22 protein-coding genes and 2 pseudogenes are annotated in these 25,735 nt (G+C 69.6%); 13 read left to right on the top strand and 11 right to left on the bottom strand.

Annotated elements, in window-relative coordinates; translation table 11 throughout:
* Positions 1-226: 226 nt before the first annotated feature.
* Together QHF83_RS48705 and QHF83_RS48700 are read right to left on the bottom strand one after the other, a co-directional pair.
* Complete coding sequence (locus QHF83_RS48705) at positions 227-1,486, bottom strand: PQQ-binding-like beta-propeller repeat protein (protein ID WP_282425007.1); 1,260 nt, start codon at positions 1,484-1,486, stop codon at positions 227-229.
* Between the two features lie 2 nt (positions 1,487-1,488).
* Positions 1,489-3,348: a zinc ribbon domain-containing protein gene (locus QHF83_RS48700; protein ID WP_282425006.1), complete on the bottom strand. Its 1,860-nt coding sequence runs from the start codon at positions 3,346-3,348 to the stop codon at positions 1,489-1,491.
* Positions 3,349-3,802: 454 nt separating this feature from the next.
* On the opposite strand from QHF83_RS48700, the gene QHF83_RS48695 reads away from it, so the two are divergent.
* The 7 genes and pseudogenes from QHF83_RS48695 to QHF83_RS48665 all read left to right on the top strand — a co-directional run bounded on the left by QHF83_RS48695 (position 3,803) and on the right by QHF83_RS48665 (position 10,572).
* On the top strand, positions 3,803-4,252 hold the full coding sequence (locus QHF83_RS48695) for a hypothetical protein (protein ID WP_282425005.1): 450 nt from the start codon (positions 3,803-3,805) through the stop codon (positions 4,250-4,252).
* Between the two features lie 701 nt (positions 4,253-4,953).
* The gene (locus QHF83_RS48690; RefSeq protein WP_282425004.1) at positions 4,954-6,090 is read left to right on the top strand and encodes a hypothetical protein; all 1,137 of its coding nucleotides are present in this window, start codon (positions 4,954-4,956) and stop codon (positions 6,088-6,090) included.
* Between the two features lie 77 nt (positions 6,091-6,167).
* Entirely contained in the window at positions 6,168-7,019 is an 852-nt protein-coding gene (locus QHF83_RS48685) for a phytanoyl-CoA dioxygenase family protein (RefSeq protein WP_282425003.1), read from the top strand.
* Positions 7,020-7,171: 152 nt separating this feature from the next.
* Entirely contained in the window at positions 7,172-7,426 is a 255-nt protein-coding gene (locus QHF83_RS48680) for a hypothetical protein (RefSeq protein ID WP_282425002.1), read from the top strand.
* A 525-nt stretch (positions 7,427-7,951) separates the two neighbouring features.
* Positions 7,952-9,052, top strand: coding sequence for a HEAT repeat domain-containing protein (locus QHF83_RS48675; RefSeq protein ID WP_282425001.1), 1,101 nt, complete (start codon positions 7,952-7,954; stop codon positions 9,050-9,052).
* A gap of 221 nt (positions 9,053-9,273) precedes the next feature.
* Positions 9,274-9,438, top strand: a pseudogene (locus QHF83_RS53630) (amidinotransferase); the annotation flags it as partial.
* A gap of 336 nt (positions 9,439-9,774) precedes the next feature.
* Positions 9,775-10,572: a hypothetical protein gene (locus QHF83_RS48665; protein WP_282424999.1), complete on the top strand. Its 798-nt coding sequence runs from the start codon at positions 9,775-9,777 to the stop codon at positions 10,570-10,572.
* 39 nt (positions 10,573-10,611) lie between these two features.
* Here QHF83_RS48665 and QHF83_RS48660 read toward each other — a convergent pair whose 3' ends face one another.
* Entirely contained in the window at positions 10,612-11,367 is a 756-nt protein-coding gene (locus QHF83_RS48660; protein ID WP_282424998.1) for a HAMP domain-containing sensor histidine kinase, read from the bottom strand.
* 139 nt (positions 11,368-11,506) lie between these two features.
* Here QHF83_RS48660 and hisF point away from each other — a divergent pair, with 139 nt between their 5' ends.
* Positions 11,507-12,298: an imidazole glycerol phosphate synthase subunit HisF gene (gene hisF, locus QHF83_RS48655; protein WP_282424997.1), complete on the top strand. Its 792-nt coding sequence runs from the start codon at positions 11,507-11,509 to the stop codon at positions 12,296-12,298.
* The gene (locus QHF83_RS48650) at positions 12,295-14,124 is read left to right on the top strand and encodes a hypothetical protein (RefSeq protein ID WP_282424996.1); all 1,830 of its coding nucleotides are present in this window, start codon (positions 12,295-12,297) and stop codon (positions 14,122-14,124) included. Before hisF ends, QHF83_RS48650 begins: the two co-directional genes overlap by 4 nt.
* A gap of 15 nt (positions 14,125-14,139) precedes the next feature.
* Here the strand turns inward: QHF83_RS48650 and QHF83_RS48645 are convergent, their stop codons facing one another.
* Positions 14,140-15,096 carry a patatin-like phospholipase family protein gene (locus QHF83_RS48645; protein ID WP_282424995.1) on the bottom strand — a complete coding sequence of 319 codons (957 nt, stop codon included), beginning with the start codon at positions 15,094-15,096 and terminating at the stop codon, positions 14,140-14,142.
* Positions 15,097-15,238: 142 nt separating this feature from the next.
* Between QHF83_RS48645 and QHF83_RS48640 the strand changes: the two genes are divergently transcribed.
* Together QHF83_RS48640 and QHF83_RS48635 are read left to right on the top strand one after the other, a co-directional pair.
* Positions 15,239-16,486, top strand: coding sequence for an ATP-binding protein (locus QHF83_RS48640; protein ID WP_282424994.1), 1,248 nt, complete (start codon positions 15,239-15,241; stop codon positions 16,484-16,486).
* On the top strand, positions 16,483-17,133 hold the full coding sequence (locus QHF83_RS48635; RefSeq protein WP_282424993.1) for a DUF4276 family protein: 651 nt from the start codon (positions 16,483-16,485) through the stop codon (positions 17,131-17,133). The genes QHF83_RS48640 and QHF83_RS48635 overlap by 4 nt, the downstream gene beginning before the upstream one ends.
* A gap of 267 nt (positions 17,134-17,400) precedes the next feature.
* Here the strand turns inward: QHF83_RS48635 and QHF83_RS48630 are convergent, their stop codons facing one another.
* From QHF83_RS48630 to modB, 5 genes are all read right to left on the bottom strand, one after another.
* Positions 17,401-18,564: a thiolase family protein gene (locus QHF83_RS48630; protein ID WP_282424992.1), complete on the bottom strand. Its 1,164-nt coding sequence runs from the start codon at positions 18,562-18,564 to the stop codon at positions 17,401-17,403.
* 14 nt (positions 18,565-18,578) lie between these two features.
* On the bottom strand, positions 18,579-20,996 hold the full coding sequence (locus QHF83_RS48625) for a 3-hydroxyacyl-CoA dehydrogenase/enoyl-CoA hydratase family protein (RefSeq protein WP_282424991.1): 2,418 nt from the start codon (positions 20,994-20,996) through the stop codon (positions 18,579-18,581).
* A gap of 124 nt (positions 20,997-21,120) precedes the next feature.
* Positions 21,121-21,531 carry a hypothetical protein gene (locus QHF83_RS48620; RefSeq protein ID WP_282424990.1) on the bottom strand — a complete coding sequence of 137 codons (411 nt, stop codon included), beginning with the start codon at positions 21,529-21,531 and terminating at the stop codon, positions 21,121-21,123.
* Positions 21,507-22,232, bottom strand: coding sequence for an ATP-binding cassette domain-containing protein (locus QHF83_RS48615; protein WP_282424989.1), 726 nt, complete (start codon positions 22,230-22,232; stop codon positions 21,507-21,509). Before QHF83_RS48615 ends, QHF83_RS48620 begins: the two co-directional genes overlap by 25 nt.
* The gene (gene modB / locus QHF83_RS48610) at positions 22,229-22,906 is read right to left on the bottom strand and encodes a molybdate ABC transporter permease subunit (protein WP_282424988.1); all 678 of its coding nucleotides are present in this window, start codon (positions 22,904-22,906) and stop codon (positions 22,229-22,231) included. The genes QHF83_RS48615 and modB overlap by 4 nt, the downstream gene beginning before the upstream one ends.
* Before the next feature lie 94 nt (positions 22,907-23,000).
* Between modB and QHF83_RS48605 the strand changes: the two genes are divergently transcribed.
* Complete coding sequence (locus tag QHF83_RS48605; protein WP_282424987.1) at positions 23,001-24,038, top strand: ParB N-terminal domain-containing protein; 1,038 nt, start codon at positions 23,001-23,003, stop codon at positions 24,036-24,038.
* 57 nt (positions 24,039-24,095) lie between these two features.
* Positions 24,096-24,686: a serine protease gene (locus QHF83_RS48600; protein ID WP_282424986.1), complete on the top strand. Its 591-nt coding sequence runs from the start codon at positions 24,096-24,098 to the stop codon at positions 24,684-24,686.
* A gap of 17 nt (positions 24,687-24,703) precedes the next feature.
* On the opposite strand, the gene QHF83_RS48595 is transcribed toward QHF83_RS48600, so the two are convergent.
* Together QHF83_RS48595 and QHF83_RS48590 are read right to left on the bottom strand one after the other, a co-directional pair.
* Positions 24,704-25,126, bottom strand: a complete 423-nt coding sequence (locus QHF83_RS48595) for a hypothetical protein (RefSeq protein WP_282424985.1) — start codon at positions 25,124-25,126, stop codon at positions 24,704-24,706.
* Between the two features lie 96 nt (positions 25,127-25,222).
* A pseudogene (locus tag QHF83_RS48590) lies at positions 25,223-25,735 on the bottom strand (hypothetical protein); the annotation flags it as partial.

Genomic DNA, 25,735 nt, shown 5'->3' with positions numbered 1-25,735 from the left:
GGACCTCAGGGGGAAGAACTGCGCGATGCGCAGTTCTTCCCACGGCCGGTGGCAAGACCAGAGACGGCGTTGCCCGTCGAAATCTCGGCCTGTTCGATGAACTGCGCATCGCGCAGTTCATCGACCCCGGGTCCAGCGCTTGCGCTGGTCCGGGTCCAGGGGCGGACAGCCCCGGTGGGGCCTGGGGCAAAGCCCCAGCGCAGCGGCTTCGACGTGAAACCGTCCGTCAGATCCCCAGCATCCAGATCGTTCCATCCCGACAAGCCACCACCAGCTTGTCATCGCCTGCCGGCTGGATCGCCACCGGCGCTGCGCAGAGCTTCTCGCTCACGAGCGCCACGTTCCCATCGGGCCGCGCCACCCCGACGCGACCGTTTTGCCGCGCGAACGCCACGCGCCCCTCTGCGTCCACGACCATCGCCGGGCTCGGCCGTGCGTCCGCTGGCGCGTTGAAAAATCCCGTCGCCGCCGCCGTCCCTGGGGCCGCCGCCGGATCCGGGGCCGCTGGCTGCGCCCCCTTGTCCAGCACCATCCGCAGCCGCTCGTTGCCTGCCGCGTCCACCCCGAAGAGCAGACCCGTCGACGTCGAGAACATCGCGAACCCGCGCGGGTGGATCGTCACTGGCTCGTCGTACGTCCCGAGCCCCACGTCGCCGGCTCGCACGTGCGTGAGCCCCGTCTTGAGATCGAGCCCCACGAGGCTCTTGCCGTTCACCACCGCGAGCAGCGTCCGCCCTCCTTCGAGCGCCGCGCCGCGCCGGAGCGGCCCGCCGAACGTCCCCACCTTCCTCGGCGGGTTCGGCGGCCGGAACACGTACACACCGCCTGCCTCGCCCGTCGCGATCGTCCCCTCCGGACCCTCGATCAGCGCCCCCACCGCGCGCTCCGGCAAGCTCGCTCGCGCCCGCACTCCGCCGTTTGCGTCGAGCTCCACCAGCGCCCGTCCTCCGACCACCACGCTTCCATCCGAGCGCGCGAGCGGCGCCACGTCGAGATCGCGGCCTCGTTGCCCGAGCGGCGTCGCGAACTGCACCCGACCATCTCGCCCGAGGCCCACCGCCGCGCCTGCGCTCGTCACGAGCAGCAAGGTCCCATCACTCGTCAGCACCGGCGGCGCGATCGCCGGCGCGCTGCCGAGCCGCGTCCGCCACACCTCCTTGCCGTCCGGCGAATACGCGACCACCTCCGGCACCGTCAGCGCCGTGTAGATCCGCCCCGACTCGTCCACGACCGGCGCCACCTCGATCGTCCCGCCGAGATGCCTCCTCCACTTGTCGACCGGCACTGCTGGCAGCCGCGACTTGCTCTGCCCCGTGCGCCGCGCGTCCACTCGCTCGCTCGGCGCGTGCCCGCGCGGCGGACCCACCACCACCGTGTACGGCCGCGTCGTGTCGATGCCTTCCGCGCGCGCGATCTCCGGCGACGGCTGCGCGCAGAGCGCGGCGGCCACGCCGAGCGCCGCCACGAGGCGCGACAGAGTCTTCATGCTCATCTCCGCTCTCCGGGCATCGTGAACGCCACCTGGATCTCCGGCACCACGCTGCTGCCCGGCGCGCTGAACGGTTTTCCGATCTGACCGTACGCCGTGATCACGTCGCCCGCCTTCGCCGGGTTCGGGAAGCCGTGCACGAGCCGCACGCGGCAAGGACCTTGTCCCTTCGGACAGCCCTCCTTCGCCGGCACGTCGAGCAAGAAGATCGTCTGGTGGTTCTGCGTCCGCGCGTCGACGATCTCGCCCGACACCACCGCCGCCTTCCCCACGTCGCTCGCCTGCGCGGACGCGAACGCCGCGAAGCCGAGCGGTTTGTCCGCCATGAACTCCTGCGCTGCGGCCGCGAGCTTCTCCACGCGACGCACCGCGATCGGCACGATTCGCGGCGCCATCCCGGGCGCCTTCGCGCGCACCTCGATGTTCGTCGATCCCACCGACGACACGCTCATCCGCTGCGCGAACGATCCGTCTGCGGACACCTGGATCGGCTTGCCCGCCGCGAGCACCTCCGCGCCCTTCATCGTGCGCCCCGCGAGCACGAACGTCTCGCCGTCCACGATCACACGCGGCCCCGGCGCGTCGATGTGCAGCGGCACGATCCCCACCGCGACGTCGACCGCGCCCTCCTCGCGCGTGCCGCCTTCCGTCTTCACCACGTACGGCACGCGGCGCTTGAGCGTCGCGGGTTCGTCCGCGGGCCCCGTGCAGTCCGCGGCCACGTCGATCACGTGCACCGCGGGCCCGTCCTTCACCGCCGCGGGCTTGCCGTCGATCGTGATCTCCGTCCCGCCCACGGCCTCCACCGCCACGTGCACCGACGGTTTTTCATTCGCGAGCCCCGTGAGATCCGGACGCAGCCGGTAGCTCACGTGCACGCTCACGCCGACGGACTCGTCGCGCCCGCTGCCCGGCCTGTCGATCGACACCTTGAGCCGGTTCTCGCCGAGCGCGAGCGGCGCCGGCAGGGTCACGAGCGCCGTGTTCTTCTTGACGTCCGCGCTCACCGCGCCGATCTGCACCTTCGTGCCGTCGGGACAGCTCTTGCACTCGATCTCCACGGCCTCGCGGCCCTCGGGCGTCGCCTTCACGCTCGCCGTGAGCGGAGGCGGGCTGCTGTAGAGCAACGTGAAGACCACGGCGAACACCACGAGCAAGCCCGCCGTGATGATCACCGGCAGCGCGCGTTTCCGGTTCTTGCGCGCGCGCTCGCGCACGACCTCGCCGCCGCCGCGCGGCTGCATGGGCGGCAGCACGAGGCGCTTGCGCGCGAGCTTGTCGCGCGAGCTCGGCCGCGGGTTGCCTCCGCGGTACCGCTCCATCGCCTCGGGCATGATCGTCGCGCCGAGCTCGTGCGGCATCTCGCGCTCGCGACCGAGAGGCTCGCCTTCCGCGTTCGGCTCGCTCGCGCGCATCGGCGCGATCCCCGGCCTTGCCACGCCGAGCAGCGTGCCCTCCGCGGGCGGCGGCGCCTTGACGGCGGGCGCGGCGTTGGGCGACGCGGCGTTCGGGACGGCCACGCCGAGCAGCGTCTGCGCGGGGGCTTGCGCGGGCGTGGGCCTCGACCCTTCGGCCTTCGCGGGGGCGGGCATGCCGACGATCGTGCGGTTCTCGGGCGGCGGCGGGACGACGGGCTTCGCCGGGCGGTTCGAGCCGGGTTTCACGAGGGTCGGCGCGTCGGGATCGACGGCCATCGACGCGTCCGGGCCCTTGGCGAGGTCCGACAGCGACACGCCCACCATCGTGCGCGCGGTGGCGGCGCCTTTCTGCGCCGACGCGAGCGTGGCCAGCGAGAAGCCGCACCCGCCACAGGTGGCGGCGCCGGGGCTGGCCTTGGTCCCGCACTCGGGGCAGTGCATCAGGGCGGATACTACCGTTTAAGCTCGCCAGGGGAAGCCCCCCTGGCCTGGGCCGTCGCGCCGGGGCGCCGCCCCGGACCCCGCGGGGGCTGTTCGCCCCTCGACCCGAACCAGGGCAAGCCCTGGACTCGGGGTGGAAGAACTGCGCGGTGCGCAGTTCTTCCACCGGGCCGGTGGGACGGCGTTGCCGATCGAAATGGCAGCGCGGCTGTCTCGATTGGCAGGGGCGTGGAGTGCCAATCCACTCACGGAACCTGCGCGCGGAGCCGGAGGCGGATGCGGGGCTTCATCGAATCGCGCGTAGGAGGTCCACCTCACAAACGCGTTGACTCCCGCGCAGGCTCTGGTGTTTACTCGTCCGCGACAATGACGTCTGCCACGCCTTCCGAGGTTTCTCGGCGTCGTGGTCGGAGGCGTCGTGTACGTAATTGCGACGAACAGAGGAATTCTTTGGTTGTTCAAGCAGAAGACCAGTTTCAGTACGATCCCGACGAACGACGATTTTGAAGGCTATTCGAAGGCGATCCTCATCTGTGCCAATGGAGACGGCAAACTGGCGCCCATGGAGCGAGACTGGGTGATCGGGTACTTCGCTGCTTTCGGCGCGCCGGACTCGGTGCTGGACGAGCTCGAGTCCTACAAGGCCGACGAAGACATCGAGAAGTTCATCTCCATCACTCCGGCGACGAACGCTTCACGGCGCTTCCTCGTCTACGACGCGATCCAGGCCTGCAGCGCCGATGGACAATACAGTGACGCGGAGAGGGCCATGGTGATCAGGATGGCAGCGAAGCTCGGGGTTTCCGAGGACGTGGTCCGGCAGATCGAAGAGGTCTGCGTCGAAGAAGCCCGGCTGCGGGAGAAGCGGCTGAAGCTATTGTATCCGGAGGGGGCGCCCCTGTAGGCGGCGGGCGAGCGACGGCACGCACAGGATGAGGAGTAGAGCGAGCAAGAAGAGGGCCCCGTGGCGACGCATGCGAGCCAGGACACCGGACACGTGTGCGCGGGGCAACTTTCCTCCCAACCCGCGCTCCGACCCGTCTCGCGCCGATCCTGAAAGGCTGAACCGCCCGCCGACCCTTCCTTGCCGAAAAAACGGCTCCGTTTTTTGTCGCCCGACCCTTCCTTCACAAAAAACGGAAGGCTCGGCGGCGCCGCGACCCTTCCTTGCCGGACCGAGCCTCTCCTCGGCGCGCCGCCGACCCGTCGGGCGCCGGTTCGGCCTCCCCTTTTTCCGCAGGCGACCCTTCCGCGGCGAGTTTGGGAGAAGCCTTCCGCGCGAAAGACGCGTCGCGAAGCGATTCAGGGAACCGTTTTTTCGTCGAGGAAGGGTCGAACGCCGGTTCGGGAAACCGATATCGCGCGGAGACGGGTCGAAACGCTTATTTTTCCCCGGTTCCGCCACCGCCGCGCTTCTTGGCGGCGCTCGCGTCGGGGATGACCTCGTGGATCTGCGCCTCGGTGAGGCCGAGGTTCTTCAGGTCGCGGGAAGCGGATGCGGAAGCGGCAACGGAAATCTGAGCATGCCGACGAATCGACCGACGGAAGCGTTGACCTCGCTTCCGCGTCCAGACTCCGCACAAGCTCTGCCCCCTTGTCGCCGCCTTGAAAACGTATAGTGTCGATCAGGTGAAAAAGACGGCCCTCCTCGCGCTTTCCGTTGGCATCTTGGCTTGCGGCCCGAGCATTGAAATCACCGAAACGGCTTCCACCGGGGCTCGCCCTCGCCCCGATGCATGCACTCCCGGTGCGGCTCCGAAGCTCGCGTCGATCGACCGGAAAGAGCTCTCGCCGCCGCCTGCCCCGGTGGGCTCCATGGTCCTCGATCCCAAAACGAGCCGTGCGCTCATCATCGGCGGCATCTCGCTGAACGGCGGTGGTCCTGCGAAACAGATCTCGGCGCTCGACCTCGCCTCGCTCGAGCACCACGTCCTGTCGCTCAAAGGCGATTCGGTCGAGGTGCCCACGTTCGCCGCGGCGATATGGGATCCCGAAAATGAACGCGCCGTCGTCATCGGCGGCACGGGAGGCGCCGCTGATCTGGCGCAGGTCTTCGCCGTACGTGTCGAAGGGGACGTGGCGATCATCGATCAACTCCCCGAGTTCCCGATCGGCTCTGCCTCGGCTCCCGCCGCCGCGTACGATCCAATCGGCAAAAGGGCCCTCGTTTCAGCGTTCATCCATTCAGACGATCCAGCGCTCACGCTCGCCTATCGCGGGACCTACGCGCTCGACCTTCGGCCAGGCGCCGAGAGTTGGTCAACGCTCGTTCCGGGGGAAGCCGGTCCGCCAGCGCCGCAACTGAGCGAATTGCGGCAAATGGCTTATGATCCCGCGCTCGATCGGATGGTGATGGTGCGGAGCGGGCAGAAGTCTGGGCCGGCTGACGTGTGGGCGCTCGACCTTCAAAACCCGACGTCATGGATCGGCTTGGCGGGGACGCTCCCCGCTCTCCCCGTGTCCACGCCGTCGCTCCTCTGGGACGAGGTCTCGTGCTCGTTTCTCTCGTTCACGCGTACCCCGAATGCGTGTGGCTTCGACGCTTGGGCGATCGACGCCGCTGCCACGCTCTTCGCACCAAGCCCCCTCGGTAGCGCCATGTTTGCTCCCGGTGGGCCCGGAAATGGCAGCGTCTTGCTCGATGCCCCTCGAGATCGGCTCCTGATCCTGGACGGCCGCGACTGCACTGAGGATAACTTCCTAAAAACCGTCGAGATCGTCGGAATCGAGCGAGGGCCGTGACTGTCATTCAGCGATTCGACTCGCGGGGAAACAGGGTGGAACGAACGACCCGTCCCGTGTAGCATGGGCAGAGACACATGCCCCTCGAGAGCGTTCCCGCCGCCACCACTGCCGAAAGGCTCGTCGAGGTTCTCGAACGCGACGGCGCCGTCATCGTCGAGGGGCTCGCGACTCCTGCGGCGATGGGCCGCATCGGCGATGAGCTTGCGCCTTGGCTCACACTGCCGATCGAAAAAAGCCCGCTCGGCAACGATCGCTTCAAGGGCATGAAGACGCTACGCACCTCGAGCCTGATCGCGAAGTCGCCGGGTTGCCGCGACCTCGCGACGACGCCACGCGTGCTCGAGGTGCTCGACCGCGTGCTCGGCCCGCAATGCGCGACCTATCAACTGTCTTGGACGCAAGCGATTCGCATCGCGCCGGGCGAGATCGCGCAGGTCGCGCACCGCGATACGAACATGTACCCGTTCGCGCGCCCCGGGCCTGAGTGCTTCGTGAATACGATCTGGGCGCTCACCGAGTTCACGAAAGAAAACGGCGGAACAGTCGTGTACCCCGGCAGCCATCTGTGGTCCGACGCGCGCGTGCCCACCCCCGACGACGAGGTCGCGCACGTCGAGATGGCGCCCGGTTCGGTCGTGATCTACTACGGCTCGGCGTATCACGGCGGCGGCGCGAACGTGACGACCGACCGCGATCGTATCGGCATCGGGCTCGCGTACACGCTCGGCTGGCTTCGCCAAGAAGAGAACCAGTACCTCGCGTGCCCGCCCGAGATCGCGCGCGATCTGCCCGAAGCGCTACGTAACTTGATCGGCTACGCGGGGCACTACCCGTTCTTGGGTTGGCACGAGGGCGCCGACCCCGCGCTGCACAAGGGCGCGGGGCAACGAAGGAAGTACGCGACGCGTCTCAAGGGCAGGGGCTAAGAGCGCCGAGAATACACCGGGAGCGGGGGCGGAAACGGGTTTGGCAAGCGGGTGGAGGCGATCGGGAGTTTGCCGCGATTCGTGGTGCGCGAGGTCGAGGAGTATCTACGCTGCGGGATCCTCGAATACGGCTTCATGCGCGTGGAATGGAGGTGGCGCAGCTCGTCGAGATCCTCGGCCAGCAGGCGCCCCCGCCCCGGCGCGGCCATCATGCCAATACTCCCAGCGAGGCCGGTCAGCTCTGTGGGCAGGTCGTCGACGCGCATGGATACGCCGCTGACTTTGGCACTTCAGGACCGAGGCGGCCGCTCCTCTTGTCCCTGCCCCCGCCTCCCCGCTACGGTAGGGCCATGAGCCTGCAGCTCACGCCCCTCGGCACGCTGACCGAGGTCCACGAGGTCGTGTAAGTGCCCCTCTCCGCCGCAGCCGAGTCCGCGCTTCGCAACGAGCTTGGTACGCCCTACTGGTCGGTGCGGAGAGCCGCTGCGATTGCACTCCTCGACGCCGGATGCGCGCAAGAAGAGGCGCTCGCGGTCCTCCTGGCCGAGGCCGACGCTGTGCCTACGCCTCAGGTGGTTCGGTTCAACAGCCTGGGCCGTTTTGGCGTCTCGCGTTCGAAGCAGGCCTCGGCCGAGGATGCGCTCCGAGCGGTGCGTGAACCGCCGGCATTCCTCCTCGACGCGTTATGGGCCGCGGCGCAGGACCCGGCGACTGCACCCTGGATACGAGCGAAGCACGTGCGTCGTTACCTGTTCTTGGCCATTCGATTGCCGTCCCAGGCAGCGCGAATTCGGGGGCTTCTCGAGGACGAGGAGGCGGCGGTCTCGTTCGCGGCGTTCGACTTCTTCCGCCGCCGCCCGGTGCCAGCGGTCGCGATCGAGGTCATTGCCGCGGGGCTCCAGGATCCATCACGGCGCGACGCGATGGCCCGCGTGGCGGGCATCCTCTGGTACTGGCATGAACGGCAGTTGCCTATCGACGCCTGGATCGACGGATTGCTCTCCACCCTCCGCGAAGCGTCGAACGCTGCCACCCGGCACGAGGCCGTCCGCATACTCGGCGCATTTGCCCACCAGCGCGAAGACGTCCGGGCTGCGCTCCTCGGTGCGCTGGACGATCCCGGTCGGTACGTGCGTGAGAGCGCCGCCGCGTTCCTCGAGCCTGGCGACAGCGCGCATGCGGCGCCGATGCGCGCAGCGCACGCTCCCCCTCCAGACGTCTCCGAGGGGGCCGCCGAAGCGCTCCGCATGCTGTATGCCTTCACGGAGGCCCTTTCCGGCGAGGATGCCGTCGCTCGGCGCAATGCCATCCTGGGCGCCGCCGAGCTCGCCGAAGGCCCCTCGCGCCCCCTCTCAGGATATCGTGCCAATGCCTCGCAGCTCTACCGCGAAGCGGCGCTCCGCGGCAGGACCGAGGTCGATCCGCACGTCCGTCTCGCGGCGGCGCGCTTGCTCGCCTTCATCGACATATCCTCGCCAAGTGACAGCGCAGAGGCATCCGAGCCGCCCGCCTGGGCGCAGTGGACGGCGTGGGCGCTCGCCGATTCCGATGCGAAGATCCGTCGCGCCGGCGCACGCGCGCTGGCGGCGCATGAAGGGAAGCTCGCAAGGGCTTTGCCGCTCCTCCTCGCGCTCTTCGCCGATCCCGACGCCGAGGTCGCCGGTCACGCGGAGCGCGCATTGTTGCGCTTCGGCGCCGAGGCCGCGCCGGCCCTCGGCAGGATGCTCGAGTCGCCCAGTCCCCGGTTTCGATACCGCGCGCTGCGCGCGCTCGGTCAGCTCGGCGAGGTGGCGCTGCCTGCCGTGCCGGCGCTGATTGCACGGCTCGAAAGCACCGGGACCGTGAAGCTCTCCCGCCGTATCGCCAAGGTGCTGGGTCGGATCGGCCCTGGCGCTGCCGAGGCCGAAACTGCGCTGATCAAGCTGCTCAAGAACGGGGCCACGGATGCGACGGTCCAGCGCAATGCAGCATGGGCCCTCGGTGCGATTGCCGCAGCTTCGCCTCAGGCATGCTCGGCACCGGCCGTCCGGTAGAGCCGCACCACCGGCACCTCGCCCGCGATCCCCTTCAGCGGCGCGCTCGCGCGCTCCACCGAGAGCCCCGCGGCCGCGACGATCTCCCGCCCGCCGGGCACTTCATACACGGGCTCGGTGCACACGATCTCGCCGGCCCCCGCGATCCCCCGCACGCGCGCCGCGATATTGACGGTGCGCCCGAAGGAATCGAGCCGCTCGGTTGAGCTCCACCGCGATGGCGGCACCTCGGAGACACGTACCGGACTCACACGCTGGAGTTCCGTTGTCGCACCCCCATGCATATCGATTCGAGCTTCATGCCGCTCGCGCCAGGCAAGCTGCTCGTGAACCCCGACTCCCTCGACGTCGCGAAGCTCCCTCGGATGTTCCAGTCGTGGGACGTTTTCAAAGAGGCCGGTCTCGTCATCGAGGCGGACGGCGCACCTCACTTTCGAGCCCCAACGCGTGACATCATCTGCGATGGCCAGCTCAGGTCGATGGGACTGACCGTCCTTCGCTTCGAGAACCGTGAAATCCTCCTCGAACCCGCTCGCGTCCTCAATCGCATCCACGTGTGCTTGGCCGCTCTCCTCCCCTCTCCCGGGACGGGAGAGCGGCTGGGGGTGAGGGAACCGCCCCGGAAGTGAGGGACGCCCCCGCTCCCGCAGTATCTACGCTGTTGACAGCCCCCTCCCAGAGGCCACCATCATGCGCACATCCTTGATGGCAGGAGGCCGACCTTGCTGAAGCACCTCAACGTCGACGAGATGGTGGCGATCATCGCGCCCTGGGTGGACGAATCGAAGCGCAAGAGCGTCTTCCTCGCCATCCCGGAGATCGCGCCGCTGCATGGCAAGGTGCTGAAGGCCTACGAGGCCGTGATCAGCATCCCGCAAACGAAGGGCACGCCGACCGCGCTCTCCTCGATCCTCGAAGAGGAGACGCTCGTCGACGCGCGGCACGATCACCTCGCCCGCGCCATCTCGCTCTCGCTCGACGCGCGAGCCGAGCTCTACCTCGCAGGGCAACCGCCCGACTTCGCGCGCGCGGCGCGGGCTCGGGACGTGTCGCGCAAGCTCTTCCCGACGGGACTCGCGATCGTGAACGCGTCGCTGCTCGCGGAGTCGGGCAACACGGCGCGGGTCGCGCGGCTCGTGCGGGAGGAGGAGCCCTGGATGAACGATTTCCTCGCGGAGATCCCGGCGGGCGCGCCCCCGCACACGCTGAAGGACGTGGTGGACGCGTGGATCGCGGCCGGCGCCCGCCTGGCCGAGCTCGAGAACGCGCGGACCGAGCTCCTCGCGAAAGAGGCGACGAAGCCCGAGGGCGTGCTGTCGCCGCAGGCCGCGCGCAGCTTGTGGCTGCGCGTCGTGTCGCAGGTCTTGTCGAACCTGGAGCTGTCGGAGGCGCCGGCCGAGTACATCGAGGCGATCCGAAGGCCGGTCCTGCGCGCGGCCGAGCGAGCGGAGCGGCGGTATGCGGGCGAGAAGAACACGCCGGACCCGATGAACGACGACACGTTGCCGGCCGACGGCTGACCTCGACGATCGGATCGGATCCCGCGTGTTCGCGGCGACCTAAGCGCGCGCTTGGCCCCGCGGGATCCGCACGGTGAAGCGGCTACCTTCCCCGAGGCGGCTCGTGACGTCGATCGAGCCGTGATGTGCGACGACGACGTCCTTCACCATGAGCAGCGCGAGGCCGGCGGAGCGCCCCGTGCGGGGATCACGCTCGAAGAGCCATTTCCGTGTGGATTCCGGCATGCCGGGGCCATTGTCGGAGACGATGAAGACGAATTCGTTCGTCGCTCGATCGAAGGTCGCCGCGAGGTCGACGCGCGCCGCGACGGCGTCCGGGCGCGCGACGAGGCGGACCGCGTTGCCGATGAGCGTGGCGAGGAGCCACGCGAGCTTTTCTTCGTCCCCGTAAAGGACGGGCGGCAGGCTCGGGTCCTTGTGCAGCGCGAGCTCGACGTCGGCCGATCGCGCCTGCGAGACGAAGCGGTCGAGGGTGGTCATGAGCAGATCCGGGACGCGGACGAGCGAGCGGCGCATGGGGAGCGCGTCGACCGAGACGAGGAGCAGGGTTCGGAGCTGCCCATCGATCTCGGCGACGACGCGGCGGAAGGCGACGCCGCCCAGGGTTGCATCGCTGCACGTGTCCTCGCAGGCCTTCGCCACGGCCTCGCTCACGGTGGGCCCCTCGGGGCGGCGTTCGAGCCACGTCGTGGGCACGCCGCCGGTGCCGCCCAGCACCGTTCCATTCGGGCGGAGGAGGATCAGGAGATCTCGGGGAGCCGCGAGGGGCCGGTCTTCTTGCGTGTCGTGTTCCATGGCTCGATGGCGAGAAGCTAGGCGCTCGCGCATCAAGGGGACGTCAAGGCGCCGCCGAAACGCATCAAGAAGTCATCAAGGAGCCACGGGGACGGCCGGGAAGTTGGCCCATCGCGGCGCTCGGCGCTAAGCGCGCTGTGTGCTGGCCAAGCGCATCATCCCGTGCCTCGACGTGAAGGACGGACGCGTCGTCAAGGGCGTCCAGTTCGTCGGGCTCCGGGACGCGGGCGACCCCGTCGAGGCCGCCCGGCGCTACGACGAGGCCGGCGCGGACGAGATCACCTTCCTCGACATCACGGCCTCGCACGAAAAACGCGGGACGCTGCTCGACATGGTGCGCGCGGCGGCGGATCAGCTCTTCGTGCCGCTCACCGTGGGCGGCGGCGTGGGGAGCGAGCGCGACATCGAGGCGCTGCTCGACGCGGGCGCCGACAAGATCGCGATCAACACGGCCGCGGTGCGCGAGCCCGAGCTCGTGGAGCGAGCGGCGGCGCGATGGGGCGCGCAGGCGATCGTGGTGGCGATCGACGCGAGGCGGGTCGGGACGGACGATCCGGCGAAGTGGACCGTCGTGACGCACGGGGGGCGGCGGGAGACGGGGCTCGACGTGGTGGAGTGGTCGAGGCGGATCACGGGGCTCGGGGCGGGGGAGATCCTGCTGACCAGCATGGACCGGGACGGGACGAAGGCGGGCTACGATCTCGCGCTGACGCGGGCCGTGGCGGACGCGGTGAGCGTGCCGGTGATCGCGTCGGGGGGCGTGGGGACGCTCGAGCATCTGTACGAGGGTCTGGTCGTGGGAGGGGCGGACGCGGCGCTGTGCGCGTCGATCTTCCACGACGGGACGTACTCGGTGGCGGAGGCGAAGGCGTACCTCGCGGGACGCGGGGTGGCGGTGCGGCAGGGTGAGCCGAGGAGAGGTGGGTCGTGAATCGGGCGAACGTGACGCTTTCGGAGGTCCTCGGAGCCGCCCACGCGCGGGCCGCGGCGATGGTGCCGGAGAGCGCGGGTTACCTCGTGTTATCGCTCTGCGACGCGCTCGGGAACCTGCCGATCCGGGTGGACCCCGCCGCCGTGACGCTGTCGGCCGAAGGCGTGGTGGCCGTGGACCGGCAAGGCGAGGTGCTGTCCGGTGCGGAAGCCGCGCGCGGGCTGCGGGAGCTGCTCGGGAGGCTGCTCGCAGTGGCAGCGGGCGGGGCGCCGGGCTTGCATGCCGTGGCGAGGCCGCGGTCGCAGGCCGCGGAGCGTGGTCCGGGCGTGGTGGCGGCAGAGATCGAGGCAGCGCTGGTGCCGCTGAACCGGGGTGCGGCGAAGCGGACGCTGGCGCGGCTGGCGCGAGAGACGGCGCGCGCAGTGGAAGCAGGGCTCGTGGTGGAGCCGGCGCCACCGCCGGCGCCGGTGGTGGTGGCCGCGGCCGCGCCCGCGCCCGTGGCCGCTCCCGTGGCCGCTCCCGTTTCCGCTCCCGCTCCCGCTCCCGCGCCCGTCTCCGTGCGCGTGGCCGCGCCCGCGTCCGTGACCGTGGTGGACAAGGTCGTTTCGGTCGCGGTCATCCCTTCCCTGCCTTCGGATCTGCTGTTCACCGCGCCGCCCTCGGGCCCGCTCGGGGAGGCGACGCCGACGCTCCAGGATCCGATGTCCATCGAGACGACCGACGCGACGCCGCTCTGCAGCGTCGATCTCGCCTTGCTGGAAGCGCCGGCCGAGAGCGAGCCGTCGAGCCCCGCGGCGGCGGTGTTGCCGGCGTCGGAGCCGGTTGCGGCGCCGGCGCAGGCGGCCGCGGCGGCCGCGGTGGCCGAGTCGACATTGCTTTCGGCGCGGGAAGCGGCGGTCGAGCCGTTGCCGCCGGCCGAGGCGTCCCCCGCGGCGGCGCCGGTGTCCGTGAAGGACGCAGGGACACGCGTGACCCAGGAGTCGACATGGCCCTGGCCGGTCGGCCTCGGGATGCGGCCGCCGACGCCACCGCCGGGATCGGCGCGGCCGGTCGTGGCGCCGTCGGTGCGGCTGGAGGAGGCGCGCGTGGAGGAGGCGGCAGCCGCGGTGCACGTGGTGCCGTCGGAGGTGCCGCCTTCGGCCGAGGAATTGCGGAGCTTCGAGTTCGAGGTGCTGACGCCGCTGCCGTCGCCGGCCGTGGAAAAGGGCGTGGAAGCGCTGTCGCTGTCGGGATTCTCGGGCATGGTGGAAGCGCTCGAGCCTCCGGCGACGGAGCCGCCCGCGTCGGTGGCGGATCCGGTGTCGGCGGCGCCTTCGGTGGCGGCGGCGGCGGTGGCCGTGGAGCCGGTGGTGGCGGAGGAGCCCGCGGTGGCGGCGGAGCCTGTGGCGGCGCCCGCGAAGGCGGGGCCGGATCGCGTGGATGAGCTGCTCCATCGATTCGCATTGCCGGAGGGCGGCGAGGAGGCACTGTTCCGGGCGACGGCGTCGAGCCTGAAGGAGCTCGCGGGGCTCGTGCCGACGCCCTACGCGCCGGAGGTCCTGCCGGCGATCCGGATCCCGGCGCGGCCGGAAGGCAAGAGCCCGGAATGGCTGCCGCAAGCGCGCAAGGAGCCAGCGGAGCTCGCGCCGGCGCCGCTGGTGCCGGTTTCACGCAGAATGGGGGCGCGGGTGCTCTTGCCGCTCGCGCTTCTGGTGGTGCTGCTGGCAGGGACGGGGGTACTCGCCTGGGCAAAGCCGGGGATTTTCGCGCGCGTGCCGCGATTCTGGAAGGCGGCGCCGACGGAAGGAGCCGAGCGGCCGGTAGCAGCGACGGACCAGGCGGAGTAGGGCGCGGTCTCTCGCCTACCCCCGCTCGAACCATTCTTTCGCCGCGGCCGCGCCATTGGCCACGAGCAAATCCATCGTCTGTTTCGGCAGCGTGAATTCGGTCGTGGAGACGCCGGCGTCGTCGATGAAGATCGTCCGCGCGAGGGCGGCCGCGTCGAGGTGCAGCAGCGTCGACGAGGTCAGGATGAACGAGACCAGGGCCTTGGCGTAGTCCTTGAATTCATTGATCTCGATCCGCGGGAGACGCCAATCCTTGCGGGCGGCGTCATTCTCCGCCTTCGTCCCGAGGCAGAAGCCGAGCGTCGCCGCCTCGACGTCCGACCCGCACGCCGGGTCGCCGAGGATCGGAGTCTTGCGGGCGCGATCGAAGAGGTCGATCGGGTAATTCCACGAGACGCCGCCGTCGACGTAGAGGTCGCCATTGAAATGGTACGCCTCGAAGAAGAGCGGAATGCTCATCGACATGCGGACGGCCTTGTACACGGGGACGTCGGGGTGCGAGGCGGCCGAGAAGACCTCGGTGATGCGCTGCGAGAGGTTCGTGGTGACGACGTGGAGGTGGCGCGCGCGGCCAGGATACGCCGCGGCGAGGGCCGAGAGCTCCGCGAAGGTGAGGTCGGGCTGGGCGCGGCCGGTGAGGCCCTCGGTGAGGTGCGCGATCTGGCTGCGTAGCCAGTCCTCGGCGGTCGTGCCGGGATTGACGCCGTAGGCGTCGAAGAGGCGCTTGGCGTCCCCGAAGACCCAGCCCTTGCCGTCCATGAATTGGGAGAAGTCGGTCTCGCGCAGGATCTTTTCGAGCCCCGCGGCGTCGACGCCAACCGCGAGGAACGCCGCCGTGATCGCGCCCGCCGAGGCGCCCGCGACCTGCGTGACGCCCCCGAGCAGGCCGCGCCGCTCGAGCTCCGCGATCGCGCCGGCATACGCGATGCCCTTCATGCCCCCACCCTCGAACACGAGATTCTCGATCCTCATGACACGAGCCCTCCATCGGACAGGGTATCCGGGGGGCGGGGGCGGCGTCATCCATGAAGCGACCGGGGTCGAGCAATCCGTCTCCCCTCGAAAGCGCATGGGATCGGATGGCTGGCGTACAGCGACGTGGTACGCTGACGGCATGATCACGCGGTTCGAGGTCGATGGGTTCAAGTCGCTGCGGGATTTCGCGGTGGATCTGGAGCCGCTCACCGTGTTCGTCGGCCCGAACGGAGCGGGGAAGTCGAACCTGCTGGAGGCGATGGCGCTGCTCGGGCGGCTGGCCTCGATGCCCGTGGAGGAAGCGTTCAAGAAGGGGCGCGGGCGGGTGCTCGACCAGTTCAGCCGGTTTGGGGGAGAAACGAGCCGGACGGTGAGATTTGCGGTCGAGGTGTCGCTGGCCGCGCCTATCCCGGCCTTCGAGGACGGGGCGCCATCGCTGCCGACTCAATATCGATATGAACTCACGATCGAGCGTCGGGCGCGGGATTCGGGTATCGAGGAGCTTGTAGTCAAGCATGAGAGCCTGCGGGTAAAGGCGGACGGCGAGGATGCCGCGGAGGGAGCTCTCGTCCTTTGGCAGGAGCGACAGGACGGCCCCCATAGGGTATTCTTCATCCTCTCCAATTCAGGCGAAGGTAAGGAGCAGTGGTTCAGTGTCCCATTTTTCACCGCTCTTTGCTCACAATACAACAGAGCACAATCGCGCGGCTGGCATGCTGTCATCGGCGCCATCGCCAGAGGGTTTGACTCCTTCCGCCTCCTCCACCTCGATGCCGCCCGCCTCCGCGAGCCCAGTGAAAAGTTTAGCTCCGGTATCCTCGCCCCCGACGCATCCAACCTTGCTGCCATTCTTGCGGATCTCCCCGCGCCCGCTCTCGGTGCGATTCGCGCCGATCTCGCCTCCCTCGTGCCGGGTCTCTCCGGCTTCGACGTCGTCCCGGAAGGAGACACATTACGCCTCGACTTCAAGCTCTCCGGCGGGGAGCATCTCCCGGCACGCCTCGCCTCGGACGGTACGCTGCGCGCGCTCGCGCTGCTCACGGTCCTCACGGTCAAACCGCACCCGTCCGTCCTGGGGATCGAAGAGCCAGAGAATGGGATTTACCCGGGACGATTGCGCAGACTCCTGTCCATCCTGCGTGATACGGCGGTCTCGGACGACAAGACGCAGATCCTCCTCACCACGCACTCGCCGGTCGTTGTCGCGGCATTTCGTGACCAACCCCAGATGCTCCGCGTCGTGGACGTCGTGGTTCGCGACGGCAAGCGTGAGACCCGCGCCCGCCCCGTGGGCAAGCCCAAGAAGCCCAGCGACAGCGCCTTCGTCGCCTCGCTGCGCGAGGTCGACATGCTGCTCCACGCCGCGGACGCCGAGGCGGCCGAATGACACGGAGCCGTATCTACCTTTGTGCTGCCCTCTATGCAGAGGGGCCAAGCGATTACGATTTCCTCTCCCCACTCATCAATCGCTTGCTCGATCTGCTGGGAAATAGGCTTCTTCCGAGCAGGGTGGACGTCGCGGAGACCATCGGCATCGACGCTCCCAGGCCGTATCCCCCGAAGCGAGACGATCGCATCGCCGCCGCTGTCGCCGAGTATTGGGGCGCCTTCACGTTGCTCGTCATCCATGCCGATGGCGCAGGAGACCCGGATGAAGCGCGGCAGACCTGCGTGGTCCCAGGAGCCGCGATGGCCCGGCAGAACTTTCCTTCTCTCGTCACCATGCCCTGCGTCCCCGTGCGCGAAATCGAGGCCTGGATGCTCGCGGACGCGGAGGCATTCCGTACGCTCCTCGGTCGCGGGGCAAACCCTTCTCTTCCAGCCGATCCCGAGCGAGACGCCGATCCGAAGCAGACGCTGCGGCGCATCCTTCGAGAAGGAGACTTCCGCCACGGAAGCGAGAGAACGCATCGATTCTTCGGCGAAGAAGTGCGCCTGGAGGCACTGCGGAAGTTACCCGCCTTCCAGCGCTTCGAGGCCGAGCTTTGCGAGGCCATCGAGGCCATTGCGCGCGCCTCGGACGCCGCAGACTGAAATCTCCCGCCAATGCAAGAGCCCCCCGCATGCCGCACGGGGGCCCGCCATCGATGAGCCTCCGCCACGCTCCCCCTCCGTATCGAGGCCCGATCGACGCCCCTTCGCCACGCTCTCCAACCACCCAGAAGCCCGGTCGACGCCCCTTCGCCATGGTCCGCGACCGTCCCGAAGCCCCATCGACGAGCCTCCACCATGGAAAAACAAGGGCCCCCGCGCTTGCCGCACGGGGGCCCTTCCGTCGACGGACGTCGCCGAGCGCCTACCTCACGCCCGCTCGAACAACCCTGCCGCGCCCATGCCGCCGCCGATGCACATCGTCACGATCGCATACCGCCCGCCGCGGCGGCGCAGCTCGTAGAGCGCCGTCGCCGTGAGCTTTGCGCCCGTGCAGCCGAGCGGGTGGCCGAGCGCGATCGCGCCGCCGTTCACGTTGAGCTTCTCGTCCGGGATGCCGAGCTCGCGCTGGCAGTAGACCGATTGGCTCGCGAACGCCTCGTTCATCTCGACGAGGTCGATGTCCTTGATCGAGAGCCCCGTCTTCGCCAGGAGCTTCTTCACCGCCGGCACCGGGCCGATGCCCATGATCGACGGATCCACGCCTGCCGTGACGAACATGCGCAGGTAGCCGAGCCGCTTCACGCCGAGCGCGTCCGCCTTCGCCTTCGTCGTCACGAGCGCCGCCGCCGCGCCGTCCGAGAGCGGCGAGCTGTTGCCCGGCGTGACCGATCCGACGGTCGCGAACGCGGGCTTGAGCGCCGTGAGGCCCTCGAGCGTCGTGTCCGGGCGCGGCAGCTCGTCACGCGTGAAGTCGAACGCGATGCGCTCGTTGCCCTTGTAACGCACGCCCTTCACGGCGACGATCTCGTCCTTGAAGCGGCCCGCCTCGATCGCCGCCGAGGCCTTCTTCTGGCTCGACAGCGCGAACGCGTCCTGATCGGCGCGCGCCACGTTGAAGCGCTTGGCCACGTTCTCGGCCGTGATCCCCATCGGCGTGTAGACCGACGGGAAGCGCTCCATCGCCTCGGGCGAGACCGAGATCTTGTTGCCCGTCATGGGCACCATCGACATGCTCTCGACGCCGCCCGCGATGACGATGTCCGCGTAACCGGCCTGGATGCTGCCCGCCGCGAGCGCGATCGCCTGCAGGCCGCTCGAGCAGAACCGGTTGATGGTCATCGCCGAGACCTCTTCGGGCAGGCCGCCGAGCAGGGCCACCGGCCGCGCCACGTTGAGCCCCTGCTCGCCTTCCGGCATCGCACACCCGAGGACCAGGTCGTCGACCTCCGACGGCTTGATCTGCGGCACCCGCGCGAGAAGGCCTCGGATGACCTCACCCGCGAGCTCGTCGGGGCGCTTCTGCGCGAGCGCTCCCTTGTGGGCCCGGCCCACGGCCGAACGAACGGCCTCCACGATCACGATGTCTGCCATGGTCGTCGCCTCGCCTAGTTCCGCAGGGGTTTGTTGGTCATCAGGATGGACTGCATGCGCGCCTGGCTCTTCTCTTCGCCGCACAGGCTCACGAAGGCCTCGCGCTCGAGCTCCAGGATCTCGTCCTCGGTCACGTCGTGCGCGTTGCCGCTCACGCCGCCGCAGAGCACGACCGCGAGCTTGTTCGCGATCAGGGCGTCGTGCTCGGTGGCGTAGCCGCCGGCGACGAGCGTGTCGACCATCATCCGGAGCGTCGCGATGCCGCTCTCGCCCGGCAGCCGATACGCCTTCGGCGCCGGCGGGTGGTAGCCCGACTCGGAAAGGCCGATCGCCTTTGCCTTCGCCTCGGTCACGAGGCGCGCCTTGTCGAACGAGACGCCGTCCGTCTTGCGGAAGAAGCCGAGCGCCTTCGCCTCGTCCGCGCTCGTCGCGACCTTCGCGAGCGCGATGTTCTTGAACACCTGCGTCACGATCTCCTGCGTGTTGATGCTCGCGCCCTCGGGGATGCCTTCGAGCGCGCGCCACAGCATGTTCAGCGTGCCCGCGCCGCCCGGGATCAGGCCCACGCCGACCTCGACGAGGCCCGCGTACGTCTCGGCCGCCGCCTGCACCGCGCCCGCGCCGAAGCAGAGCTCGAGGCCGCCGCCGAGCGTCATGCCCCACGGCGCCGCGACCACCGGCACGCGCGCGTACTTCAGCCGCTGCGTCGCGTACTGGTAGTTCTTCACCATCGCGCGGATCGACTCCCAGTCCTTCTGGCCGGCCGCCATCACGACGAGGAACAGGTTCGCGCCGACGCAGAAGTGATCGCCGTCGTTCGAGATGACGAGCCCGCGGAAGTCCTCCTCGGCCTTCGCGGCCGCGAGCGAGAGCATCGAGATCACGTCCGCGTCGATGCTGTTCGCCTTCGTCTTGAAGGTCAGGCCGAGGATGCCGTCGCCGAGATCCCACGCCTCGGCGCCGTCGTTCTTGAGCACCGGCGACTCGCCCTTCTTCAGGATCGAGAACGTCGCGTTCCGCGGATCGATGGCGCGCTTCACGAAGGCGCCCTTCACGAGGTCGTACACCTCGTCGCCCTGGTAGAAGCTCGTCGCGCCCGAGGCGATCATCTTCTCGATCGAGGCCGGCAGCGTGATGCCGTCCTTCTTCATGCGCTCCGCCGTCTTGACGAAGCCGAGCGCGTCCCACGTCTCGAAGGGCCCGAGCTCCCAGTTGTAGCCCCACTTCATCGCGTCATCGACCGCGGTCACGTCGTCCGTGATCTCGCCGATCCGCCGCGCCGCGTACGCGAGCGACTTCGAGAGCACCTTCCACGCGAACGCGCCGGCCTTGCCCTCGTCCGCGACCAGCTTGCGCACGCGCTCCTCGGGCGAGCCGATCTTCTCGATCGACTTCGTCGCCTTGCGGATCGCCTCGTCGCCGCCCTTCGCGCGGTACTCGAGCGTCTTGACGTCGAGCGTCTGGATCTGCCCGTCCTTGCCCTTCTTGTAGAAGCCGCCCTTCGTCTTGTCGCCGAGGATCTTCTTCTCGATCATGGCGCGGGCGAACGCCGGGGCCTTGAAGACCTCGCGGTCCTCGTCCTCGGTGAGCGACGCGTAGCAGTTGTCGGCGACGTGCACGAACGTGTCGACACCGACGAGATCGGCCGTCCGGAAAGTCGCGCTCTTCGGGTGGCCCATCGCGGGGCCCGTGATCGCGTCGACGTCCTCGGGCTCGAGGCCCATCTCGGTCATGCCCTGGAGCGTCGCCAGCATCGCGTGCACGCCGATGCGGTTGCCCACGAAGTTCGGCGTGTCCTTGCCGACGACGATGCCCTTGCCGAGCACGTCCTCGCCGAAGCGGCGCACGCGCTCGAAGACGGCCGGATCCGTGTCGGGCCCGGCCACGAGCTCGAGGAGCTTCATGTAGCGGACCGGGTTGAAGAAGTGCATGACGAGGAAGTTCTTCCGGAACGCCTCGCCACGGCCCGCCATCATCTCCGCGATGCGCAGGCCCGAGGTGTTCGACGCGACGATGGCGCCCGGCTTGACCAGCGCTTCGAGGCGCGCGAAGAGGCTCTGCTTCGGCTCGAGCTTCTCGATGATCGCCTCGATCACGAGGTCGCAGTCCTTCACGCGGTCGAGGTCGTCCTCGACGTTGCCAACCTCGACGAGGCGGGCGAAGGAGGGGTGGAAGAAGGCGGCGGGCCGGGCCTTCAAGGCCTTGTCGAGCCCGCCCTGGGCCCACGCGTTGCGGGCGGTGCGGTCGTTCTTCTGAGCGTCGCCGGGGTTTGGGGCGGAGGGCGCCGTCTGGCGCCCCGGAGCCCCAAGCGTTGAACCCGGCGGGACCATGTCGAGCAGGACCACGTGGATCCCGGCATTCGCGAGGTGGGCGGCGATTCCGCTGCCCATGACCCCGGCGCCGATGACGGCTGCACGGTGGATTGGCTTCATCCGAGAAGGCTCCCTGGTTATCGTTGCCGGCAGACGGGTACCGCGGAGGCCGGCCGGTGTCTACGGACAGATGCCGCGACGCGGCAGGTAGGGGCGGCGAGACATCATGTCCACCCCGCCCCGCTCACGCGCCCCGGAGCGTCCGGCGCATCTCGGTGAGCCAGGAGCGGGCGGAGGCTTCGTCCGGGAAGAACCGGAACGCGAGCTTCCTGTGCGCGAAGACGCGGGCCGCGTTCGCGATGAGCTCCGCGACGACCCGGAAGCGGAAGCTGCCGCCGACGAACGCGGTCGCCTGCGCTCGTTCGTCCCGGATGGCCGCGATGCCGCGACGGCACTCGGGCTCGACGCCCTCGACCCGGCGTAGATCCGCGAGCGTGAGGAGGTAGCGCTGGTCGGCGAGCAGCTCGCCGCGCAGCGCGGCGTAGGCCGCGACGTGCGGGGCGCGGATCACGCCGCGGAAGGTCAGGACGAGCAGATCGGGCGGCTCGAGCGTCGCCGTGTGCTCGCCGATCACGGCTTGCCGCAGTGCGGACACGGCGCCCCCTCCCCGAGCACGACCTCGCGCGGCATCTCCCGGGCCGGTTTTCCCCGCTCGAACCTGACGAACACATCCCCGAACGCCGCCGCCTCCTCCGCGTCGTGCGTCACGAGCACCGCGGGCAGCGATCGCCGCGCGAGCGCCTCCCGCAGCGAGCGACCGATCGCGAGCCGCGACGGCCGATCCAGCGCGGAGAGCGGCTCGTCGAGCAGGAGCAACCTCGGCTCGGCGGCGAGCGCCCGCGCGAGCGCCACCCGCTGCCGCTCGCCGCCGGAGAGCGCATCCACGCGCGCCTCTCGGAGCGCCGTGAGCCCGAGCTCGTCGAGCAGCGCGAGCGTCGCGGCCCCTGGCTTTTTCCGCTCCGCGCGGGGCAAACCGAAGACCACGTTGCCGAGCACGTCGAGGTGCGGAAAGAGCGCCTGGTCCTGCGGCACGTACCCGATCCGCCGCCGCTCGGCCGGCACACAGACCCCGCGCATCCAGTCGAACAGGGCCTCCCCCGCGAGCTGCACCGAGCCTCGCGCCGGCCGCAGCAGCCCGGCGATCGCGCGCAGCGTGACGGTCTTGCCCGCGCCGGACGAGCCGAACAGGACGAGCACGCCCGAAGGAAGCGAGAACCGCGCCTCCACGGAAAACGCCGCCGCGCCGCGCCCCACGGTGATGCGCAGATCGACCTCGAGCGCGGGCGCGCCGCTCATGCCGTCGCCCGCCCTTCCCGCGGCCCGAGCAAGCCCGCCACGAGCACCACCACGACCGAGATCGCCGAGAGCACCGCCACGTAGAGGCCGGCCCGCGCGTCGTCGCCTTCCTGGAAAGCCGAAAAAATCTCCACCGGCATCGTGTTCGTGCGGCCCGGTATGTTGCCGGCGAGCATCAAGGTCGCGCCGAACTCGCCGATCGCCCGCGCGAAGCCGAGCACGAGCGCCGCGAGCACCCCGCGCCACGCGAGCGGCAAGGTCACGCGGAGGATCACCTCCCACGGCCGGAGCCCGAGCGTCCGCGCGACGTCTTCGAGCTGCGAGGGCACCGCCTCGATCGACGGTTGCGCGGTCTTCACGAGGATCGGCAGCGCCACGACCGCGGACGCGAGCGCCGCGCCGGCCGGCGAGAACACGAGCCGGAGGCCGATCCCCTCCTCCAGCATCCGCCCGACGAGCCCCCGCCGACCGAACACCACGACGAGGCAATACCCCACGACCGAAGGCGGGAGCACGAGCGGCAAGAGCACGAGCGCGTCGACGAGCCCGCGCAACCTGTACCGAAAGCGCGCCTGGAGCAGCGCGACCGCGAGCCCGATCGGCCCGACGAAGAGCAACGCGAGGCCGGCGACACGGAGCGAGAGCAGGATCGGAAACGACGCGGACGACTCCACCGGCGGCGACTCTACGCCGTCCGACGCGGATCGTGGGGTGGATCTTCGAGGATCCAGTTGCCGGGACGAACGTCGCGCCGAACGAACGCGGTGCATGGCCACGACCAAACGCGCCGCACCCCGCTCCGAAAAAGCGCCCGCGACAGCCGACGCCGCGCAGGCGGACGCCGCGCCGCCGGCGAAACGCTCTCGCCGCAAGAAAGCCGCGGTCGAGGGCTCTCGCGGCTTGCCCGCCGGCGTCCTGCTCGCCGGACCGGTCCCGCCCGAGGTCGAGAGCCTCGCGCATGCCATCCAGGAGGACGGCGGTTCGGTCCTCGCCATCTACCGCGATCCGCTCGGCGCGCACCCCACCCTGCTCGCGGGCCTGCCGCTCGACCGCGTCGACCCCACGCCCTTCCAGCGCGACCTCTCCGAGGCCCACGCGAAAAAGCTCGCCGACGTCATCGACAAGATCGGCACCTTCCTCGACCCGATCATCGCCTTCCGCCGCCCCGACGGCCGCTACTGGACCCCGAACGGCCGCCACCGCCTCGAGGCCATGAAGCGCCTCGGCGGCCGCGCCCTCGTCGCCCTCGTCGTGCCGGACGAGCGCGTCGCCTACCAGATCCTCGCCCTCAACACAGAGAAGGCGCACAACGTCCGCGAACGCGCGATCGAGGTCATTCGCATGGCCCGCTCCCTCGCCGACGCCGGCTCGGACCGCGCCGAGAAGGACTTTTCCTTCGAGTTCGAGGAGCCCGCGCTGCTCACGCTCGGCCTCTGCTACGAGGCCCGCCCGCGCTTCTCGGGAGGCTCGTACCATGGCGTCCTCCGCGCCTCGGACGCCTTCCTCGACCTCTCGCTCGCCGAGGCGCTCGCCCGCCGCGAGGCGCAGGCGGAGAGGCTCCTCGAGCTCGACGACCGCGTCACCGAGATCGCCGCCGAGCTCAAGGCCCGCGGCTTCGAGAGCCCCTTCCTCAAGCCCTTCGTCGTCGCGCGGCTGAACCCGCTCCGCTTCCGCAAGGGCGCTCGGATGGACGTGGACGACGTCCTCGATCGCATGCTCGACGCCGCCCACGCCTTCGACGTCGGCCGGGTGCGGCCCGATCAGATCGCCCGCACCGGCGGCCCGCCCATGGAAGAGGCCGCCTGACGCGAGGGCCCGTCCGGATTGTTGGCAAGCGGCGCGCCGCTCTCCCATAGTCCTCGCATGCTGCGGCGAGACGCGTATCTGTTCGGCTTGGTCGCCCTGGCCCTCGCCGGTTGTGGCGGCGGGAGCGAGGTTTCCCCTCCGCCGGCCGCGCCGAAGGCATCGGCGAAGGGCGCGGCCGGGGCCGCCGAACAGGGCCCGGCGAAGGCCCCGGACAAGATCGAACGGGAGACCTTGAAGACCGTCCTGCCGATGGGCCTGCCGTGGCTGCTTCGCCGCGTCTGGCCCGAGGAGGTCTTCCGGGAGGGCAAGTTCGTCGGCTGGCGCCTCGTGGCCATCCCGGAGGAGTGGACCGGGCTCGACGTCCGCCCGGACGACGTCGTCACGCGCATCAACGGCAAGACCGTCGAGACCCCCGAGCAGCTCTGGGACGCGTGGACCTCGCTCGCCACCGCGCCCGAGCTCCGCGTCACCTACGAGCGCGGCGCCGAGACCAAGGAGATCGTGCTGCCCATCGCCGGCGCCCCCGCGCCCGAGCTCTTGGCCTCCCTCACGAACCCCTCCCCGCCGCCGCGCAAGGCTCCCACGAAGCGCGGCACGATCGTCATCGAGAGCCGCGACCCGGCCGGCGAGGATTCCGACACGAAGTAACACCCCGCCGATCGCGCCTATATCACGCTCTTGCGGTTGCGCACCCTTCGCCGATCGGCGAGCCACGCGCGCGCGTTCGCCTCGTTTTCGAACACCTTGCCCTGCATCTTCACCCCGACGGCGTTGATCATGCGCGTGAGGAACTCCATCGACGTGCGGTGGACGAACCTCCGCACCACGTACGCCGTCGTGCGCGGGGGTGAGGCCCGGAAGATCTTGGCCGTTTCGGTCAGCGCGCCGGGCGAAATGGCGAGATCCTCGCCGAGCACGACCATGTTGTAGATGTGCGGCGTGCCCTCGTCCCACGAGGGCTGTTCGAGCTTGCTCAGCTCTCCGATGTGCGCGCCGGTCGCCGTCCCGTGGGGGAACCGATAAACGAAAAAATCCGGCTCCTCGCGCTCGATGCGGTGGTCACCTGCCGTGTGTGTCTCGGGAGTCATGATCCCTCCGTCGGGCGGGGGTCTGCCGTTTTCCGAAAGGAACGATCATGAAAGCACGGAGGACACTTCGCAAGCCGCGCGGGCGCCGAAGCAGGATCAGGACTTGCGCTTGAAGACGAGCGTCATCTTCTTCTTCGGATCCACGAGCTCGAGCGTCTTGTCGTCCTTCAACGTGATGGTGATCTCGAGCTCCTTGGGCATTTCCTTCTTCGAGATCTCGTCCTTGCCCGCGGGCTTCATCACCACGGCCCCATTCTCGTCCTTCACGACCTCGTACTTCACCTTGAGGATGACCTTGTCCTTGCCCTTCTCGGTGACGTGCGAGACGTACATCGAATCGGCGGTGAACTCGATCCACTCGCCCGCGGCGGCGTCCTCGATCTCCTTCAACAGCGCGGCATATTTTTTCTCGTCCTTGCCGGCTTTTTTCTTGGCGTCGGCCTCGGCGGCCGCGCGCGGCTCGCCCGAGAAATCGAACTGCCATTGCCCGACGATTCGCTCCTTGCCGGGCTTCGGCGCGGGGGCGGGCTCGGGCGCGGGGGCCGGGGCGGCCTGCGTCGGGGCGGGCGCCGCGGCCGCCGTTTCGGGCGGCGGCGTGGTCTCGGCCGG

Source organism: Polyangium sp. 15x6, from assembly GCF_029960785.1.
Classification (GTDB): domain Bacteria; phylum Myxococcota_A; class Polyangia; order Polyangiales; family Polyangiaceae; genus Polyangium.
The sequence above is the reverse complement of the archived record's forward strand: the minus strand, read 5'-3'. Positions and strand labels throughout refer to the sequence as shown.

Bases quoted from the DNA above. Each gene is read 5' to 3' on its own strand.
- QHF83_RS48595 (WP_282424985.1), bottom strand. From the start codon at position 25,126: ATGACTCCCGAGACACACACGGCAGGTGACCACCGCATCGAGCGCGAG.
- QHF83_RS48605 (WP_282424987.1), top strand. From the start codon at position 23,001: ATGGCCACGACCAAACGCGCCGCACCCCGCTCCGAAAAAGCGCCCGCG.
- QHF83_RS48615 (WP_282424989.1), bottom strand. From the start codon at position 22,232: ATGAGCGGCGCGCCCGCGCTCGAGGTCGATCTGCGCATCACCGTGGGG.
- QHF83_RS48645 (WP_282424995.1), bottom strand. From the start codon at position 15,096: ATGAGGATCGAGAATCTCGTGTTCGAGGGTGGGGGCATGAAGGGCATC.
- QHF83_RS48635 (WP_282424993.1), top strand. From the start codon at position 16,483: ATGACACGGAGCCGTATCTACCTTTGTGCTGCCCTCTATGCAGAGGGG.
- QHF83_RS48660 (WP_282424998.1), bottom strand. From the start codon at position 11,367: ATGGAACACGACACGCAAGAAGACCGGCCCCTCGCGGCTCCCCGAGAT.
- QHF83_RS48700 (WP_282425006.1), bottom strand. From the start codon at position 3,348: ATGCACTGCCCCGAGTGCGGGACCAAGGCCAGCCCCGGCGCCGCCACC.
- QHF83_RS48600 (WP_282424986.1), top strand. From the start codon at position 24,096: ATGCTGCGGCGAGACGCGTATCTGTTCGGCTTGGTCGCCCTGGCCCTC.
- QHF83_RS48625 (WP_282424991.1), bottom strand. From the start codon at position 20,996: ATGAAGCCAATCCACCGTGCAGCCGTCATCGGCGCCGGGGTCATGGGC.
- QHF83_RS48705 (WP_282425007.1), bottom strand. From the start codon at position 1,486: ATGAAGACTCTGTCGCGCCTCGTGGCGGCGCTCGGCGTGGCCGCCGCG.
- QHF83_RS48685 (WP_282425003.1), top strand. From the start codon at position 6,168: ATGCCCCTCGAGAGCGTTCCCGCCGCCACCACTGCCGAAAGGCTCGTC.
- QHF83_RS48630 (WP_282424992.1), bottom strand. From the start codon at position 18,564: ATGGCAGACATCGTGATCGTGGAGGCCGTTCGTTCGGCCGTGGGCCGG.
- QHF83_RS48640 (WP_282424994.1), top strand. From the start codon at position 15,239: ATGATCACGCGGTTCGAGGTCGATGGGTTCAAGTCGCTGCGGGATTTC.